The organism is Ruoffia sp. FAM 26254, assembly GCF_045528545.1.
Classification (GTDB): Bacteria; Bacillota; Bacilli; order Lactobacillales; family Aerococcaceae; genus Ruoffia; species Ruoffia halotolerans.
Genome location: NZ_JBGQQY010000047.1, coordinates 1 through 17,012 on the forward strand (window position 1 = coordinate 1; position 17,012 = coordinate 17,012).

15 protein-coding genes are annotated in these 17,012 nt (G+C 34.4%); 6 read left to right on the top strand and 9 right to left on the bottom strand.

The window, feature by feature from the left end; all coding sequences use genetic code 11:
* Positions 1–150 precede the first annotated feature (150 nt).
* Positions 151–1,593, bottom strand: coding sequence for an NADP-dependent phosphogluconate dehydrogenase (gene gndA / locus ACEN3Z_RS09620; RefSeq protein ID WP_338488683.1), 1,443 nt, complete (start codon positions 1,591–1,593; stop codon positions 151–153).
* Between the two features lie 205 nt (positions 1,594–1,798).
* Here gndA and ACEN3Z_RS09625 point away from each other — a divergent pair, with 205 nt between their 5' ends.
* Positions 1,799–1,966, top strand: a complete 168-nt coding sequence (locus tag ACEN3Z_RS09625) for a DUF4044 domain-containing protein (protein ID WP_138403682.1) — start codon at positions 1,799–1,801, stop codon at positions 1,964–1,966.
* Positions 1,967–2,021: 55 nt separating this feature from the next.
* Here ACEN3Z_RS09625 and ACEN3Z_RS09630 read toward each other — a convergent pair whose 3' ends face one another.
* The 4 genes from ACEN3Z_RS09630 to rpmG form a co-directional block, all read right to left on the bottom strand.
* On the bottom strand, positions 2,022–2,417 hold the full coding sequence (locus ACEN3Z_RS09630; protein ID WP_407090681.1) for a rhodanese-like domain-containing protein: 396 nt from the start codon (positions 2,415–2,417) through the stop codon (positions 2,022–2,024).
* A gap of 48 nt (positions 2,418–2,465) precedes the next feature.
* Positions 2,466–3,161: a rhomboid family intramembrane serine protease gene (locus ACEN3Z_RS09635; RefSeq protein ID WP_407090682.1), complete on the bottom strand. Its 696-nt coding sequence runs from the start codon at positions 3,159–3,161 to the stop codon at positions 2,466–2,468.
* The gene (locus ACEN3Z_RS09640; RefSeq protein WP_407090683.1) at positions 3,145–3,735 is read right to left on the bottom strand and encodes a 5-formyltetrahydrofolate cyclo-ligase; all 591 of its coding nucleotides are present in this window, start codon (positions 3,733–3,735) and stop codon (positions 3,145–3,147) included. Before ACEN3Z_RS09640 ends, ACEN3Z_RS09635 begins: the two co-directional genes overlap by 17 nt.
* Positions 3,736–3,903: 168 nt before the next feature.
* Entirely contained in the window at positions 3,904–4,056 is a 153-nt protein-coding gene (gene rpmG / locus ACEN3Z_RS09645; protein ID WP_138403678.1) for a 50S ribosomal protein L33, read from the bottom strand.
* 254 nt (positions 4,057–4,310) lie between these two features.
* Here rpmG and ACEN3Z_RS09650 point away from each other — a divergent pair, with 254 nt between their 5' ends.
* Together ACEN3Z_RS09650 and ACEN3Z_RS09655 are read left to right on the top strand one after the other, a co-directional pair.
* Entirely contained in the window at positions 4,311–4,709 is a 399-nt protein-coding gene (locus ACEN3Z_RS09650; RefSeq protein ID WP_407090684.1) for a hypothetical protein, read from the top strand.
* Positions 4,710–4,722: 13 nt separating this feature from the next.
* On the top strand, positions 4,723–5,373 hold the full coding sequence (locus tag ACEN3Z_RS09655) for a hypothetical protein (protein WP_407090685.1): 651 nt from the start codon (positions 4,723–4,725) through the stop codon (positions 5,371–5,373).
* Positions 5,374–5,469: 96 nt separating this feature from the next.
* Here the strand turns inward: ACEN3Z_RS09655 and ACEN3Z_RS09660 are convergent, their stop codons facing one another.
* Positions 5,470–7,590: a peptidoglycan D,D-transpeptidase FtsI family protein gene (locus ACEN3Z_RS09660; protein ID WP_407090686.1), complete on the bottom strand. Its 2,121-nt coding sequence runs from the start codon at positions 7,588–7,590 to the stop codon at positions 5,470–5,472.
* Between the two features lie 192 nt (positions 7,591–7,782).
* On the opposite strand from ACEN3Z_RS09660, the gene ACEN3Z_RS09665 reads away from it, so the two are divergent.
* On the top strand, positions 7,783–10,446 hold the full coding sequence (locus ACEN3Z_RS09665) for a YfhO family protein (protein ID WP_407090687.1): 2,664 nt from the start codon (positions 7,783–7,785) through the stop codon (positions 10,444–10,446).
* Between the two features lie 149 nt (positions 10,447–10,595).
* Positions 10,596–11,495: a DUF1189 family protein gene (locus tag ACEN3Z_RS09670; RefSeq protein WP_407090688.1), complete on the top strand. Its 900-nt coding sequence runs from the start codon at positions 10,596–10,598 to the stop codon at positions 11,493–11,495.
* Between the two features lie 53 nt (positions 11,496–11,548).
* Here the strand turns inward: ACEN3Z_RS09670 and ACEN3Z_RS09675 are convergent, their stop codons facing one another.
* A complete protein-coding gene (locus ACEN3Z_RS09675; protein ID WP_407090689.1) occupies positions 11,549–12,865 on the bottom strand; it encodes a DEAD/DEAH box helicase in 1,317 nt (438 codons plus the stop codon).
* Between the two features lie 179 nt (positions 12,866–13,044).
* Between ACEN3Z_RS09675 and zwf the strand changes: the two genes are divergently transcribed.
* Positions 13,045–14,484, top strand: a complete 1,440-nt coding sequence (zwf, locus tag ACEN3Z_RS09680; RefSeq protein WP_407090690.1) for a glucose-6-phosphate dehydrogenase — start codon at positions 13,045–13,047, stop codon at positions 14,482–14,484.
* A 53-nt stretch (positions 14,485–14,537) separates the two neighbouring features.
* On the opposite strand, the gene ACEN3Z_RS09685 is transcribed toward zwf, so the two are convergent.
* Together ACEN3Z_RS09685 and ACEN3Z_RS09690 are read right to left on the bottom strand one after the other, a co-directional pair.
* Positions 14,538–15,518: a DHH family phosphoesterase gene (locus ACEN3Z_RS09685; RefSeq protein WP_407090691.1), complete on the bottom strand. Its 981-nt coding sequence runs from the start codon at positions 15,516–15,518 to the stop codon at positions 14,538–14,540.
* Positions 15,519–15,541: 23 nt separating this feature from the next.
* The gene (locus tag ACEN3Z_RS09690) at positions 15,542–16,861 is read right to left on the bottom strand and encodes a DRTGG domain-containing protein (protein ID WP_407090692.1); all 1,320 of its coding nucleotides are present in this window, start codon (positions 16,859–16,861) and stop codon (positions 15,542–15,544) included.
* Between the last annotated feature and the right edge of the window lie 151 nt (positions 16,862–17,012).

Below are 17,012 nucleotides of genomic sequence, written 5' to 3' on the forward strand. Positions count from 1 at the left end.
CGCGATTATATGTCCCTCAGACAAATAAAAAAGATCAAGCAACAACTTATGCTGCTTGATCTTGATTAAAATGAGTCATCAACCCTATTTGACAAAGAGCCAATGTTTACGGCCGAAATCTCATGTGATATTAATTTGTAATGAAACATATTACCAATCGATTTCTTCTTCTTTACCTTCGTTCCATAAGAAGTGGAATGTTCCTTCTTTGTCCACACGGTTATATGTGTGTGCACCGAAGAAGTCACGTTGTGCTTGAATAATATTCGCAGGTAAAACTTCTGAACGATATGAATCGTAATATGCAATAGCTGCTGAGAATGTTGGTACTGGAATTCCTGCTGCGATTGCTTTAGAAACTACCCCTCTTACGGCACTGTTATTTTTCGTTACAATGTCTAAGAAGTAATCATCCAACATTAAGTTTTGTAAGTCTGCATTTTTTTCGTACGCATCAGTAATGTTTTGTAAGAATTTAGCACGGATAATACATCCTTCACGCCAGATCTTAGCGATTTCACCGTATGGTAAGTTCCATTCATTTTCTTCACTTGCTGCACGTAATTGAGCAAATCCTTGAGCATAACTCATGATTTTACTGAAGTATAACGCTTTACGAATCAATTCGATAAAGTCTTTCTTTTCTTCTTCAGTCACTTCCATTTCTGCTTCAATCGCAGGAATAATCTTACTTGCTTTAACACGTTCCTCTTTTTGAGCTGAGATGAAACGAGCAAATACAGATTCAGTAATTAATGATAATGGCTCACCTAGGTCTAGTGCACTTTGCGAAGTCCATTTACCTGTCCCTTTGTTTCCTGCACGGTCCATGATCACTTCGACCATTGCTTTACCAGTTTCTGGATCCGTAGTTTTTAGAATATGTGATGTAATTTCCATTAAGAAACTATCTAACTCACCATTATTCCATTCAGTAAAGATGTCACCAATTTCTTGAGCAGACATACCTAAACCACGGTGCATAATGTCATATGATTCTGCAATTAATTGCATATCTCCATATTCAATACCATTATGAACCATCTTCACATAGTGTCCTGCACCATCAGCACCAATGTATGTTACACATGGTTGACCATCTTCAGCTTTAGCTGAGATTGCTTCTAAGATATCTTTGACTAAAGCATAAGCTTCTTCTTGGCCACCTGGCATGATTGACGGTCCAAAACGTGCCCCTTCTTCACCACCAGAAATTCCTGCACCAATAAAGTTAATGCCTGAATCTGCTAAATATTCATTACGACGAATTGTATCTTTAAAGAACGTATTCCCACCATCAATTAAAATATCGTCTTTATCTAAATGAGGTAATAAATTTTCAATTGTTGCGTCTGTACCTTTACCAGCTTGAACCATTAATAAAATTTTACGTGGTTTTTCCAATGAATTAACGAATTCTTCAATGTCATATGTTGCCACTAAATTCTTATCTGGATTTTCGTCAACAACTTCTGTTGTTTTCCAATCCGTACGGTTATAAAGTGAAACAGAGTAGCCACGGCTTTCAATATTTAATGCGATATTACGACCCATTACGGCCATACCCACTACACCAATTTGTTGTTTTGTCATGTTTATTTGCCTCCTTATGATTCCTTTACTATTTTAGCAGATTTTATTAGAATATTAAAGGTTTACATCTATATTTAAATATTTGATGAGAAATATATTATTCAATACTTATTTATAGTCTATTCATAATTGTTCTCTATGATTGATTTGACGTTTTTTATATTTACAATTATAATAATGGCTACAAAAGTGAGGGATATGCAATATGGCTAAATCGAAAAAAAGAAATTGGAATAAACTTGCGGCTCAATCGAATAAAGGTAAAAAATCAAAGATGGATCGAATTGTTAGATTTGTCGCAATTGCAATGGTAGTAATTATGCTAGCTTCAGTTGTTATAAGTTTAATGGTTAGTTTATCTACATTTAACTAAAGCAAAAGACACGTCACATCTTTTCAGATGTAGCGTGTCTTTTTTCAATAGTCGATTATAGTTCTGATTTAACTTTTCCAGTCCAACTTGAAAAGCCACCTTTTAAGATATAAATCTTATCATAGCCTTCTTTTTTTAAGATATTGGCTGCTCTTGATGCATAATTCAATGCATCATCATATAAATACACAGGTTTATCCTTACGGATTTCTCTGAATCTTTGCTTAAACTGTGACATCGGTATACTTCTTGCTCCTAATATATGATTAGCATCAAATTCTGGTGTTTCTCTCACATCAATAATTTGAACTTTACGGATGTTCTCTCTAATCTCATGACTTTCAGCCATTTCTGCGGATTGTTTACGCATCACCCATAATACTAACAAATAAATCCCATAAGCAACTAAACCGATAGCGATTAACGCTAAAAGAAATAATAAAATATTCATTTCCTACCTGACTCCTCTATTTTCATTTATTATCATTTATTTAAAATATTAACTTAAAATCCGATTACGACCGATAAATACTAGTATCAGTGCGATCACGAGCATAGCTAAAATAGCTAGTAGACGATTTATCCTTGTTAATGTTCGCTTTGATCCAAAACCAACCGCAAACGTCATTAAAGCACCAAATATCGTCCCACCAAGATGTCCCCAATTATCAATTCCTGATGTAAATAAACCATTCAAGAAATTCAATACTAGTAAAACTGTGAATGTACTCGCCCTTTGTTTAAATATGGGTGAATCTGGGTTTAAATACGCTAACACTAAGTAACTCGCAAACATCCCAAATATTGCCGTGGATGCCCCTGCAGAAACATTCACGTTAAATGCAAAGGAAAATAAGTTTCCCCCAATCGCCGAAATTAAGTAAATTAATGCAAATTTACCGTGACCGTGTATCTTCTCTAAATCCATACCTAAAAAATACAATGAAATTCCATTCATTAAAATATGTGAAAAACCGATATGGATGAAGGCCGCAGTTAATAGTCGCCACCATTCATTAAAGATAATCACCGCGGGTGAAAAGTTGGCTCCCATCTCAAGTAATGCCATAATATCCGTTGTTGTATGATACTTTAATAGCATAAATACGTAGACAGCGACATTAATACCTAAAAATATATAGGTCATAAATGGTCTATATTGCTTTTGATTATACACTTTAAATTGATTGTTCATCAAATTCTCCTTTTCCTGGAATAATCAGCTTTTTAATCGGAATATCGTGCGCCTCAACCTTCCATGATACATTAGGGTAAAGTTGCTCATTAAAGATGAGTGACACGGTATCGATATTAGCACCTGCAAGGGCTCTATCATAATAGCCTCCACCGAAACCAATCCGATAGCCATTCTCTTGATAAGAAACACCTGGGACGATTAATAAATCAATCTCTTCTATATGAATGCTTTTTGCATCACTTTTCGGTTGTCTGATTTTTCTTTGAACCGTTTCTAATTGAGTTTCGTCTTGATATTCACGAAAGCTTAATTGATAATTAGCTTCTATTCTAGGCAAATATAATGAACTATTTGTTAATTTAAATATCTCTTCCATAATTAATGGCGTGTTAATTTCAGGATGAAAACCGTAATAAAAACCAATCGATTGAAATTGATTAGCATTTATATAATTGATTAATTGCTCGCTTAAATTGGCTTCTAGCTTCTTGCGATGATTTTCATCCATGGCTTTCAGTGAAGCGAGCGTTGAACGTCGAATTTTTACCTTTTCACTTATATTATCTCTCATTTGTATCCGCTCTCCTCCCATGCACTCATGTATTCTACCATAGTTTGCCCCTAGTAAACCATAGTAATTCAGTTAAATTACATGATGCTTTTAATGGATTAAAATATAAGCAAAAAAATACAGAGATCCTCGATTTCTCGATGAATCTCTGTATCGTGTTATATAGACTTATTTTTTAACTTCTCTGTGAAGTGTAACTTTGCGATCACGAGGGCAATATTTATTTTTCTCTAAACGATCAGGGTTGTTACGACGGTTTTTATTTGTTAAGTAATTACGTTCTCCACACTCAGTACATTCTAAATTAATATTAATGCGCATTATTATCCCTCCAAACTTAATTGAGTTTTGATTTTTAATGTATTCTCTATACAATACCAAAATATTATATCACAAAATGTGCAAGTAACAAATATTATTTTCAAAAAACTCTTTATATTTTGCTCTTTTCCATATATATTGGTAAAATGAATTTAAATTATTACGAATCTGTAACATGCTTAGAGTTGAATCTTGTTGCAGATTTGATAAAATTATATGAAGTAAGAATACAAACTCACGGAAAGAGGTGCTTTATGGACATTTGGATTTTAGTCATTGCCTTATTAGTCATTGCAATTATCTTATTAATTGCTTCATTCTTCGCAGGAGATGACCAAGATGTTACTGAGCAAATGAATGAATATACAGTTCAACAATCAGAAGAGTTATACGCAATCAAAACTCGTTTAGCTGAACTTGAAAAATCTCAAAACACACCATATAACGAAACAGTTGTATATAATTCAACTGATGAAGTATACGATGAAGAACTTGTAGAATCACAAGAGATAGAAGAAGTTTCAGATAATCAACACGAAATGATTATCCGTCTTTACTCTCAAGGTTATACAATGCATGAAATCAGTCAAGAAGTTCAATTGAACTCAGTAACGATTCAAAAAGTTATTGACGATTATATTGAAAATCGTTAGAAAGGAACATTCGATGAAAAAAAACACATTACGTTCATTAGGTATCGGATTTCTTTCTGCCGGCATTTTATCAGGCGCTTTCGCCATTTTTGTTCAAGGTCAAGCCCCAGTTGAAGGGTTACAAGTTAACTCTCTACTCGGCTCTGGCGATCAAGAGCAGATAAGTCAATATGAAGAACAAGTAAGTTCTTTAGTTGTAGAGCGTGATTCATTAAATGAATCACTATCTTCTGGAGGTAATCAAGACGAATCATCTGCGCAAAAACAGATAAGCAGCTTAACAGAAGCTAACGAATCACTTGTTGCTCAACTTGATAATACTGGCACGGAAACAAATAACGATGAATCTGATACAGAGACAACGGACATTGGTACTGACACAGATACTGAAGCTGATAATTCAGTTTCAGAAACAGGTGAAGTATCCGAAGCTCAACCAGACTTAGAAGGCAGCTTCACGATTGCTTCAGGCGAAGCATCTAGTGAAATTGCTGCTCGACTAGAATCAGACGGATTTATTGACTCAGCTGACGAATTCCAAAGCTTATTAGATGAGTGGGATTTAAATGCTGTGATCCAAGCCGGAGATTTTGAATTGAATTCTGATATGAGTATTCACGATATCGCTTCAATGATTACAGATGGAGCATATTACTACTATTAATATAAAGAATTTAGCTTTGTGGATTAAATTTTACCCACAAAGCTTTTTTTGTACAAAGAAACACCCACTTCCATTTAGAAAGTGGGTGTGTTTCTATTAGTTAATTTCTTGAGTAGCTGGACTATCTAAGTATGTTTCAATTGTCCCACTTGTTTCAGCTTGCATTTCGAAATAAGCGTTCATAACTTGGTGGGCAACACGAGTACTTTCACGTCCCCAGTTTTCTTCTTCTAAATATGGAATAACTACTGAAATAGCAATTTCTGGATCATCAAATGGTGCAAAACCAATATATGTCGCGTTAGTTACCGGTTGATTTTGTGCATATTGGATCGGGCCAGAATAGAATGCCTCTGTAGTCCCTGTCTTAGATCCAACTTCAATTGGGTAATTCATGAATAGATAACGCGCAGTGCCGTCAAGTGTGTGCGATACTTGTCTCATCCCTTCATGAATTCGCTCCATCGCTGCTTCATCAATTGGTATAACATTCATGATTTCAGTTTCATTCGATGATTTAACAGAACCTAATTCTCCATTCGCATCCGTTCCACGTATTTCTTTAACTAGTCTAGGTGCATAACGTATACCGCCATTAGCGATAGTTGCTGCGTATTGTCCTAATTGTAAAGGTGTATACAGGTCAAATTGTCCATAGGATAAATCGAGTGCACTTACAAGTTGATCACTTTCTGGACTAAATCCAGCTGATTCAACAGGCAAGTCAATTCCGGTAGTTGTTCCTAAACCAAACTGAGCTAAATAATCACGTATGATATTGATTGTGTTATCATGAATAGATAAGCGGTCATTTTCTTCATAAGTCATCTGCCCACCAATCATCATCGCTAATTTAATCATATAAATATTCGATGATTTTTGTAAAGCTTCAATATCATCAATTGGCATTTCGCCAGTACGGTTAAATACTGATGTTTTTACTTGTGAGGCTTGGAATTTCAACGGCTCATCCACTAGGATATTATTATCTAAAGAAATAACATTTTCCATGTAACCTGTAGCTACCATGGCAGGTTTTATACTTGACCCCATACCATAACTCGTATTAATCGCTCCAAGTGTATCATCAACGATTTTGTCCGTATAATAAGAATCTGTATCTTCATTGTATTCAAATCGTTTTCCTGAGATACCTAAGATATCCCCGTTTTTTGGATTTGATGCAACGATGTATACACGGTCATTCAGTCCTTGTTGTTCCATCGTTCTCAATGAATTTTCAGCAATTTCATCTAGTTTACTTTGGAATTCAGAATTGATTGTCAGAACCAAATTATCCCCTTTAGTTCCTTTATATAACATATCATTTTCTAAGATATCATCTGAAGAATCTGTCACAAAGTTAAATAATGATTTTGTACCTTTTAGGGCATTCTCATATTCTTGTTCAAGATAACTCATTCCAACACGGTCATTCATAGCATAACCACGACGAAGTAATTCTGGAGCTAATTCACTTGGTATACCGCCCTGTTCAGTTGAAACTTGACCGAAGATCGATCTAAACATTTCTCCCATTGGATATACACGTTGCCAATCGGTCCCAATACTAATACCAGGCAATTGACTTAATTGTTCAGATACACGTGCAACCTCTTCTTTTGTCACATTTTGATTTTTCACTGTGACGGTCGATAAGGCATAGGCACTATTCATTTGTTTAAATAATGCCGCAATCTTCATTTCAGCGTTACTAAATTGAATATCTTCATCCGTAACGTATTCCAATTGGACGCTATATAACTCAGGTCCAGGCAATAATAACTCATCTTCAGTTAAACGACTATTAACTAAGTCTTCATTCTTAATAATGAAATAATCTTTTAAATCACGTTCAGTTAAATTAGACGTTGGAACTTCAATTAATGAAGCAAGTTGTGTTGCAATATCTACTATATCTTGAGCCGACACTCTTGAATCACGATCACGTGTATAAAGAATGGCTTGCTCCGGTCTATTACCCACTAAAATATTCCCATTACTATCGTACATCATCCCTCTGGGTACTGAACCAGTTGATAACGTTGATTCGGTTCGTTCTACCATATTGGAGTAACGTTCACCACTATATAATTGAATATATCCTAATCGGATAAATAACACAGTAAACACCAAAAACGAAATAAAAAACAAGAGATTCAATCGTCCAGGTATATGCGAACGTGTTTTCTTTTGCTTTATTTTGTAAAGTGCCATTTATCTTCTCCCCTCTAATAGTTTAAATTCACCTGATTATTATATCAAACAATTAATCAAAATTGTATCAAAGCCAAAGAGTAACATCAATCTTTATTTAATCTTCATAAATTTTACACACTAAAAAGATGATTACCAGATTTTTCTTTGTTAGTATATGATAGGATTATTAATTTCGTTAGGAGTCACAAAATGATAAATAAATTTAAACCATATTTATTAAATAGTTTTTTTGTATCGATTTTCTTTATCGGGCTTGCAATAGTTTTTCAATTTGCGCCTTTTGGTAAAGATACAATGCTTACTGTTGATTTAGGTCAACAATATATTGATTTCTTTAGTATGTATAAAGAAACTTTAACCCATTCGCCTGAAATGCTCCTTTACAGCTTTGAAAAAGCGATAGGTGGAGAAATGATAGGTTTATGGGCATACTACTTGTTGAGTCCCTTTAATTTGATTTTTTTATTATTTAACGAGTCAAACTTTGAAATAGCAGTAACGTTAATTACTTACCTCAAATTACTGGCAAGTAGCTTAACATTTATGTACTTCTCGCGTCAGAAATATGACTTAAGTACGCTTCCATCAATCATTTTTAGCTTATCCTATACTTTCATGAGTTATACCATTGTGTATCAGTTAAATATAATGTGGTTAGATGGCTTAGTATTATTACCGCTTATTGCCTTAGGTTTGGATCAATTAATAAGTGGAAAGAGTCGCTTACTTTATGTTGGTTCGTTAGCAATTATGTTAATTGCGAATTATTATATCGCTTATATGATTTGTCTTTTCTTAGCAATATATGCACTCTTTGTCATCGTCGAAAAACAAAATGCATTCAACATTAAAGAAACGATTGTCTCATACTTCCGATTTGGAATTCATTCAATCATCGCAGCTTTAATAGCTGGAATTACCCTTATTCCGACCTATGTCTCTCTAACCCAAAACAAAGGAAGTTACATGGAATTTGAGTTAGATTGGGAAGTTGCTCATACAATTCAAGATATTGCGTCAAAACTATTCGTTGGTAGTTTCAACTTTGATGAAATGTCTTCAGGTTCTCCTAATATCTATGCTGGGATGTTAGTTATCTTCTTTGTAGGTCTTTTCTTTATTAATAAAAAAATTAAATTGTCTGAAAAAATCGTTGCGATATTGATTTTTACAGTGTTTGGACTTTCTTTTAGATTTGATTTATTTAATAAACTTTGGCATGGCGGACAATTCCCAATTTGGTATCACTTTAGATTCTCGTTCACGACAAGTTTCTTTCTACTTGTAATGGCCATTAAAGCCTTTAAGAACCAACCAAAGCATTTCCCGCTTGGTGTATTAATTACTGCCATTGTTGCGATGGCTTTATTCTCTGGTTATTATTTATGGATTGATGAATATACTTTCTTAAATAATATTAACATCTTTATTTCTCTGGCTTTCTTCTTGGCCTTTGTCGTAATTAATCAATTAGAAAGACCTAAAAAAATCATTCTAAACTCGATACTGTTAATATTTGTCTTTAGCGAACTATTCATTAATGCGTATATTATTATGTCAGATATTAATTATGTACAACAATCGAAATTTGAAGATTATACTGAAACACTAAACCAAAGTTTAGCTGGTTTACGTCATCCAAATAATGATTTCTATCGAATAAACAAAACATTTATGCGTACTAAAAACGAAGCGATGTATACACACTATAGTGGTATGGATCACTTTGGCTCTACCATCGAAGCGCATGTCCCTGAGTTATATGGTTATCTTGGCTTACCTGATGGTAATGGCTTTGCAACCTATACTAACGGCACGCTATTCTTAGATGATTTCTTTAATATTCGTTATTTCTTAGCCCCAACGACGAATTCGAGCGAACACACAGCGGACGAAGGTTATGTCTTATATCCAGAAGCCACTGATTTAGATATGGAATTCCACCCTATCTCGACTCAATATTCAAGGGTAAAAGTATACGAAAACGAAAGAAACTTTGGTATTGGCATGGAAGTGAGTTCAAATATTGCCAATGATGGAATTGATTTTACATCACATAGACCTATTGAAAACCAAGAATTATTATTAAGTCTCATAGATTATAACGGTAATGGCGCTCCTTACTTTACAGAGCATGACTTTACGGATGTCACTTATGAAAATGTCGAAGTAAGGGATACCGGAGATGGAGATTATTATACATATGTTGATACAACAGAAAACGATGCGCAAACACCGAGAATCCGTTGGCATTTTGAAACAACTAGTCGAAACCCATACTACTTTAGTATACCAAGTCAGTTCTCAAGTAAGAATGTTTCGTTTGATTTAAACTCTAATCATTATCGATTCTATTCACCATTTAGGAGACGTCAAGTTTACAACGCCAGTTATGACACTGTTCGTGAAGATCAATACTTTGATGTAGAGCTTGAGGAAGAAGAATTGCAAGCAAATTTACTTGAATTATACGAATTTGACTTAGAGCGTTATGAAGAGATGATGGATACTAAAGAAGATAATAAGTTTAATGTGACCCAGTCTAGTCACAATCACATCAAAGGAAATATTTCCATTGAACAAGATGACGCTTATGTCTTATTCACGATCCCTTATGATGCAGCTTGGGACATAACTGTGGATGGCACAAGTGTTGAACCGGTAAGTGTATTAAGTGATACTTTAATGGCGATACCTATGACAAGTGGTCAACACAATGTTGAATTAACTTACTTCCCTCGTTCGATTGTCTTTGGAGGCATATCGAGCTTGATTGGTATAATCAGTTTAGTAGGTATTATTTATTGGGATAGAAAGACCTCTCAAAAAAATATCAGCGTGGAAACTGACTAAATTCAGATCATACATAAATAACTTGAGTACACATTGATTTAATATAAATAAGTTACTATTTAAAGAAAGGCAAAGTCATAAATTTACTTGATAATTCAATTGACTTTGGTATGATAAATTAATGAATTTAATTAGTAAAGGACGGTTCAATGAAGAAAATATTTAATTTACTTAAACTAGGGTTAAAGAACCCTCGCTATTATATTGAATCGATAAATGTGCCGTGGAAATATATTCATTTGGTTGCTTTTGGTTCGATATTAGCAATGACACTAGCGATGTTTGTTAATATTATTCCAGTTTTTTCACAAATTTCAGATGACTTCTCTAACGCTGTTGAGTATATTCCAGAGTATTCTTTATCAGAAGGAACTTTGAATATAGCTGAAGGAGAAAAACCACTCTATTATCAATCCGATTCAGTGCAAATTGTCATTGATGATTCCGTCAATACAGAAATGGGCTTTGAAACTGAAATTCCCGCTGAACAAAGAGAAATGTTGATGCCTAGTTCCCCTTTTGGGATCTTTATTATTGAGGATTACGCCTTTCTAACTGTTGGTGAGGTTGTTCAAGAAATCCCAGGTTATGATTATCTTTTTGCAAACAATCATCGCTTTGAATTATTCTTAAATTATATTGTTGAAGAATCATTTTCAATTAATACAATGATGTTTGTAGTAATGCTAGTGACTGCTTTCTTCGTTTACTGGTTCCAAATTATATTAATCAGTATTATGGCTGGTTTCTTTAATGTTCGACTGACTAGAGCCATTAATTTCAAAGCAAGACTGAAGTTAACAGTTGTAATCTCATTTGTGCCAATTCTATTACTGGAGTTAATGTCGATACTGATTCCGGGATTCGTCGCAACACAGTTTACTTTAGCTGCTATTACTTTATTCCTATTGTATCTTGCTTTTAAAAACCATACTAAATTTATTCATACTATTATGAATAACCTTGATGAAATCGATACAATCGATTTAGACTTTAAAGATGATACTGAGAGTCAAGACAACGATGACAATAATGATGAAGAAAAATAAATTTAACAAAATTAAAACCAGCTTCCACTAAAATTTGGAAAGCTGGTTTTTTGTTATTTCTTGCGGCTATTTTGTCGTGCTTGTGTTCGTTTATGTGATTGGATTTGTCGATCTAATTTTTTCTTATAGCCTGGTTTTACTTTACGTTTTTTATTACGTTGAATCATACCTTTAATCACAGTATCTTCATTTTTCTTTTTGTCTTCACGTTTTGCACGAGCATTTCTAGCTTTAACTTCTCTAATTTCACCTTTTATGATGTCAACGTGCTCAAATTCAATCCCTTTTTTCTCTAAAGTATGAATGTCACGTTCATTGTCAGGCTCAATTAAAGTATAAGCAACACCTTTAATATTGTTACGTCCGGTACGACCAACTCGGTGGATAAAGAATTCTAATTCAGTAGGAATTTCCATATTAATAACCATAGACGTTCCTGGAATATCAATACCACGGGCAGCTAAATCTGTCGCGACGACATATTGGAATTCTAGATCACGAATTTGTCGCATCACTCTTTTACGTTCTCTAGGTGTTAGTCCGCCATGAATCGTCGCTACTTTTAGTCCCTTATTTTTTAAGAAATGACTGACTTCATCGGCATATTGCTTTGTGTTACAGAAGATCAGTGCTAAATATGGCTCACCCATTGTTAGTAAGGAATAAGCTATCTCCGCTCTATCTCTGCCCCGCGTATAGATTAAGTAATTCTCAATCATATCAGCGATTACACCTTGATTATCGATTTCGATTACTTTTGGTGCCGTCATATATTTATTTAAGAACACTTCTAATGTTTGAGGGATTGTTGCTGAGAAAACCATGATTTGTAATTCTTCCGGCATTCTTGAGGCAATCTCGTCTACTATCGATAAAAATCCTAAATCCATTGTCATGTCAGCTTCATCAACAACGAATGTTTTGGTTGATTGAACCCAAAGTGCATTTTCAGACATTAAGTCGAAAATTCTCCCCGGAGTACCAATAACTAATTGAGGTTGTTCATTATTTTGTAATTTCTCAAGTTGACGTTGCTTATCAGTACCTCCGATATAACGCACGACTTTGATTGGTTTTTCTGAAAATTCAGCAAGTTGAATTGCTACATTATATAATTGTTCTGCTAATTCTCTACTTGGTGCAGTAACTACTGCTTGGACTTCATTTGCATCTGCATCAATTTGGTTTAAGATGGGCACTAAAAAACTATGTGTTTTTCCTGAGCCGGTTTGGGATTGAACAATTAAACTTTGTCCATCTAAAGCTTGTGGAATAACTTCTTCTTGAACAGGCGTTAAAGTTTCAAAGTGAATGTCTAATAACGCATCTTGAATAAATTGTTTCAATGGTAATTCTTTAAATAATTTCATAATATACTCCTTTCACTGTACTTTTTACTAACATGTCAAATTATACAAGTATCGGTTAAAAAAAACAAACCATAGTAATATTAGAATAAAATGAACAAATTATTAGATTTTTTTCTCCTTAAATTGTAACTAGGTCATTTTTAAGCTATAATATTGGTTGTTACAGATGGAGGGATTTCATGGAAAAATATCGTTTACTCATTACATTGTTCGGAGCTACGGGTGATTTAGCTGCCCGTAAGTTATTTCCAGCAATATATCGATTATACAAAAACAATTATATATCTGAACATTTTGCATTAATAGGAACTGCTCGTCGCCCTTGGACAGACGATTATTTGCGTGAGGTAGTCCTAAACAGTATTAAAAATGAAATTGATGACCAAGCACATGCTGAAGAATTTGCATCACACTTCTATTATCAATCACACGATGTGAATGATGAAGATGAGTATCATAATTTACAAGAATTAGCTTTAGAGTTAGAGGAAAAGTATCAAACACAAGGGAATCGAATCTTCTATATCTCACTCTCGCCTAGTCTATTCCCTATAATTACGCAGCATATTAAAGGTTCTGGCTTAGCTACGGAACAAGGTTATAACAGATTAATTATCGAAAAACCATTCGGAAATGACTTTAATTCAGCCAATGAATTACAAGAACAACTTCAAGTTTCTTTTGAAGAAAATGAAATTTACCGTATTGACCATTATTTAGGAAAAGGTTTTGTTAAGTCACTCCTAAATTTACGCTTTAGTAACATCATGTTAAAGTCAATTTGGAATAAAGAGAATATCGATCATGTTCAAATTACGCTTGCTGAAGAAGTTGGTGTTGAAGATCGTGGTGACTACTATGAAAATAGTGGTGTATCTAAAGACATGATACAAAATCATGCACTTCAAATGCTTTCATTAGTTGCTATGAACGAACCAAAGGACGATGAGCCTGAGTCGATTCGTCAAGAAAAAATTCATATCTTAAAAAATCTACATCAATATGATTCTGTTGCTGAATTACAAGAAAATGTCGTTCGAGGCCAATATGGAGCGAGCGAATCCAATGAGTACAAAGCATACCGTGATGAAGATAAGGTAGATGCTGAGTCAACCACTGAAACATATTTCGCAGCCAAAGTTTTAATTGATTTACCAGAATGGGAAGGTACACCTTTCTATATTCGCTCTGGAAAGCGACTAGAAGGAAAATATACAACGATTCATGTCCAGTTTAAAGCAACTAAAGAAGGTGTACCTAGCAATAGATTAATGATTGAAATTAATCCAGACCTAGCTTATCGACTTTATTTAAATCAAGAAACGATCGGTTATACTAATGAATTAAAACAAATTGAATTGTCATACTCACCAGATGAGGAAGAAATTAATGCAATGCCTGCAGATTACGAGCGTCTAATCTTAGCATGTATTCAAGGGAATTTAAATAACTTTAATCACTGGCTTGAAGTTGCACATGATTGGAAATTTGTTGATAATATTCAGCGATTATGGAAAGAGGCACCGAAACCTGATTTTCCAAACTATCCAGCAATGTCTAGTGGGCCAAAAGCTGCTGATGATCTCATTAATAAACAAGGCTTTGATTGGTTTGATTAAATAAAATACAAAGTAAAAGACCAAGTTGACTCAAAATCAACTTGGTCTTTTCTCTATTCACTTATGTTATCTAAATATTCTTGCGCTGCTTTCCCTAAATCCTCTAATAATTGACTCATTTCCTCTTTGCTATAGACCGAGGCACCACTTGCTTTAGGATGGCCTCCACCATGGTATTTAGCCGCTATTTCGTTGATTGCTGGTCCTTTTGACCGCACACGAACTCTCCAATATGGATGGCTACCTTCTTGTTCAATAAATAAAGCCCAAGTATTCACACCCATTATACTCCCTGGAATTCCGACAGCGACATTCGCCTCTTCTTCAGTAATTCCGTAACGTTTTAAATCAGCTTGATTAATTATGATGTGAGCCACACCATTGTCTGTAATTTCTAATTGGTCTAAGACAAAGCCTTGAAATTTCGCTTGTTCCATTGATTTTGTATTGAATCGGTCATTGATAATAAAGTGATCAATCCCTTGTTTAAGTAACTCTGCTGCTGTTGTTAGTGTTGTCGCACTTGTTGAATCATATTGAAAACGTCCAGTATCGCCGACAATACCAGCATATAGCATAAATGCAGCCTCTTTTGTTAGAGGTAACGCCTCTCCCAATTCAAGTGAAATATTTGCGATAATTTCACTACATGAACTTGCTTTTGTATAAACCATTTCTAAATCGCCATAACTATCCACATCAGGATGATGGTCTATTTTTACAAGTTTTGCCCCTTTATTATACCGCTTATCTTCAATTCTAGGATAATTGGCTGTATCAACAACAATGACTAAGGCATCTTCATAATCTGAATCTGCAATCTCGTCCATGTCACCCATCCAAGATAACCCTTTTGACATCGTTCCAGCTGCTAGCACTTTTTTGTTCTCAAAAGCATTCTTAATTAGATACTTTAAGCCAAGTTGTGAGCCAAATGCATCTGGATCGGGTCTCACATGTCGATGAATAATAATTGTGTCATGTTTTTTAATGTATGTTAATAATTCTTGTACTTTCTCAGTTTCTAAATACATAGTCTATCCCTTCTATAACTCATTTACTTTGTTTCAATAACTTGGGTCGTAATAATTGCTTTTGCAACTAAAGAATTCTCGTGGAAAACATTGACTTCAATTAGGGCTGTTCGTCTATTCTGATTGAAAATATCAACTTTAAATTGAATTAAATTCCCCATTTGAATTAATTTGAAATAATGCAAATCAATCTTTTCAATAATATGATTTTGATTTGTTGTATCATAAAATTTTTGATAAGCAGAATGCGAAATTAATTCACAAAGAACACCATAAGAAATCGTTCCTAAACTGTTTAACATTTGTGGTTGGACAACAACGTGGTAGTCATACTTATGTTCTTGTGTTTTTAAGATATATTCTTCAATGTGCATAATAATATCATCTTCAAATGTATTAACAATTTGTGGTTGCTTTTGAATCATTTGAATATTACGCATAATATCTTGACGTGAGACAACGCCTATTAATTCCATATTATCTTCTATAACAGGAATCATCTCAATATCTTCACGCACCATCAGTTGTGAGACACTTGCGACAGTCATATGTTTTTGAACAGTCACTAAATCTTTAGTCATGACTCTTTCAATTAGGACTGATTCAGATTTCCCTATGAGGTCTTTCGCCGTCACAACTCCGATCAAACGGCTGTTATGATGGACTGGAAAGCGTGAAAGTCCAGATTTACGTGAAAGCTCGTAAAATGTGTTCACAGTATCTTGAGCCGTTAATGCAGGCGTTTGATCAATCGGCGTAAAGATATCGGCAATAGTCATAATTTCTTTCTTTATTTCTTGGTCTGCCATAGAACGGTTAATAATCGTCGCCACTGTAAATGAATCAAAAGGCGTCGAAATAACTGGTAATTTCTTCTCGTTAGCAAGCTCCACGATCTTATCACTCGTATCAAAGCCACCTGTAATTAGGACAGCGACATCATTCTCTAACGCCAATTGTTGAACTTCTTCCCTGTTTCCCACGATGATGAGTGAATTAGGTACAAAATATCTTTTAACGTCATTTTCTTGCATTGCGCCAATAATGAATTTATTAAGGTGACGATCTAAACCTTCTTCCCCACCTAGAACAGTTCCTTCGATTATTGAAACCATTTCATTAAAGCGTAACATTTCTGGTAAAAACTTTGATTTCTTCTCAATACGGATTGTTCCAACTCTCTCGATTGTTGAGACAATACCCAGTGTTTCAGCATCTTTAATTGCTCGGTAAGCCGTTCCTTCACTCATATTCAAATGCTTGGCGATGCCTCGAACGGATATTTTCTTGCCAATGGGAAGTGTTTCGATATATTGTAGTATTTGATCATGCTTTGTAGTCACTAAATCCCTCCAGATTAATAAAAAAGGTTCTTGAATTTTTGGTGTTGGTGAGAGAAATCTCACTGACACCTTTTTTTGTATGTACACAAAAGCCAGTGAATTCCTATATAATAAAGTTACCATACATTACTAAAAGGAGAATTCACTTGGC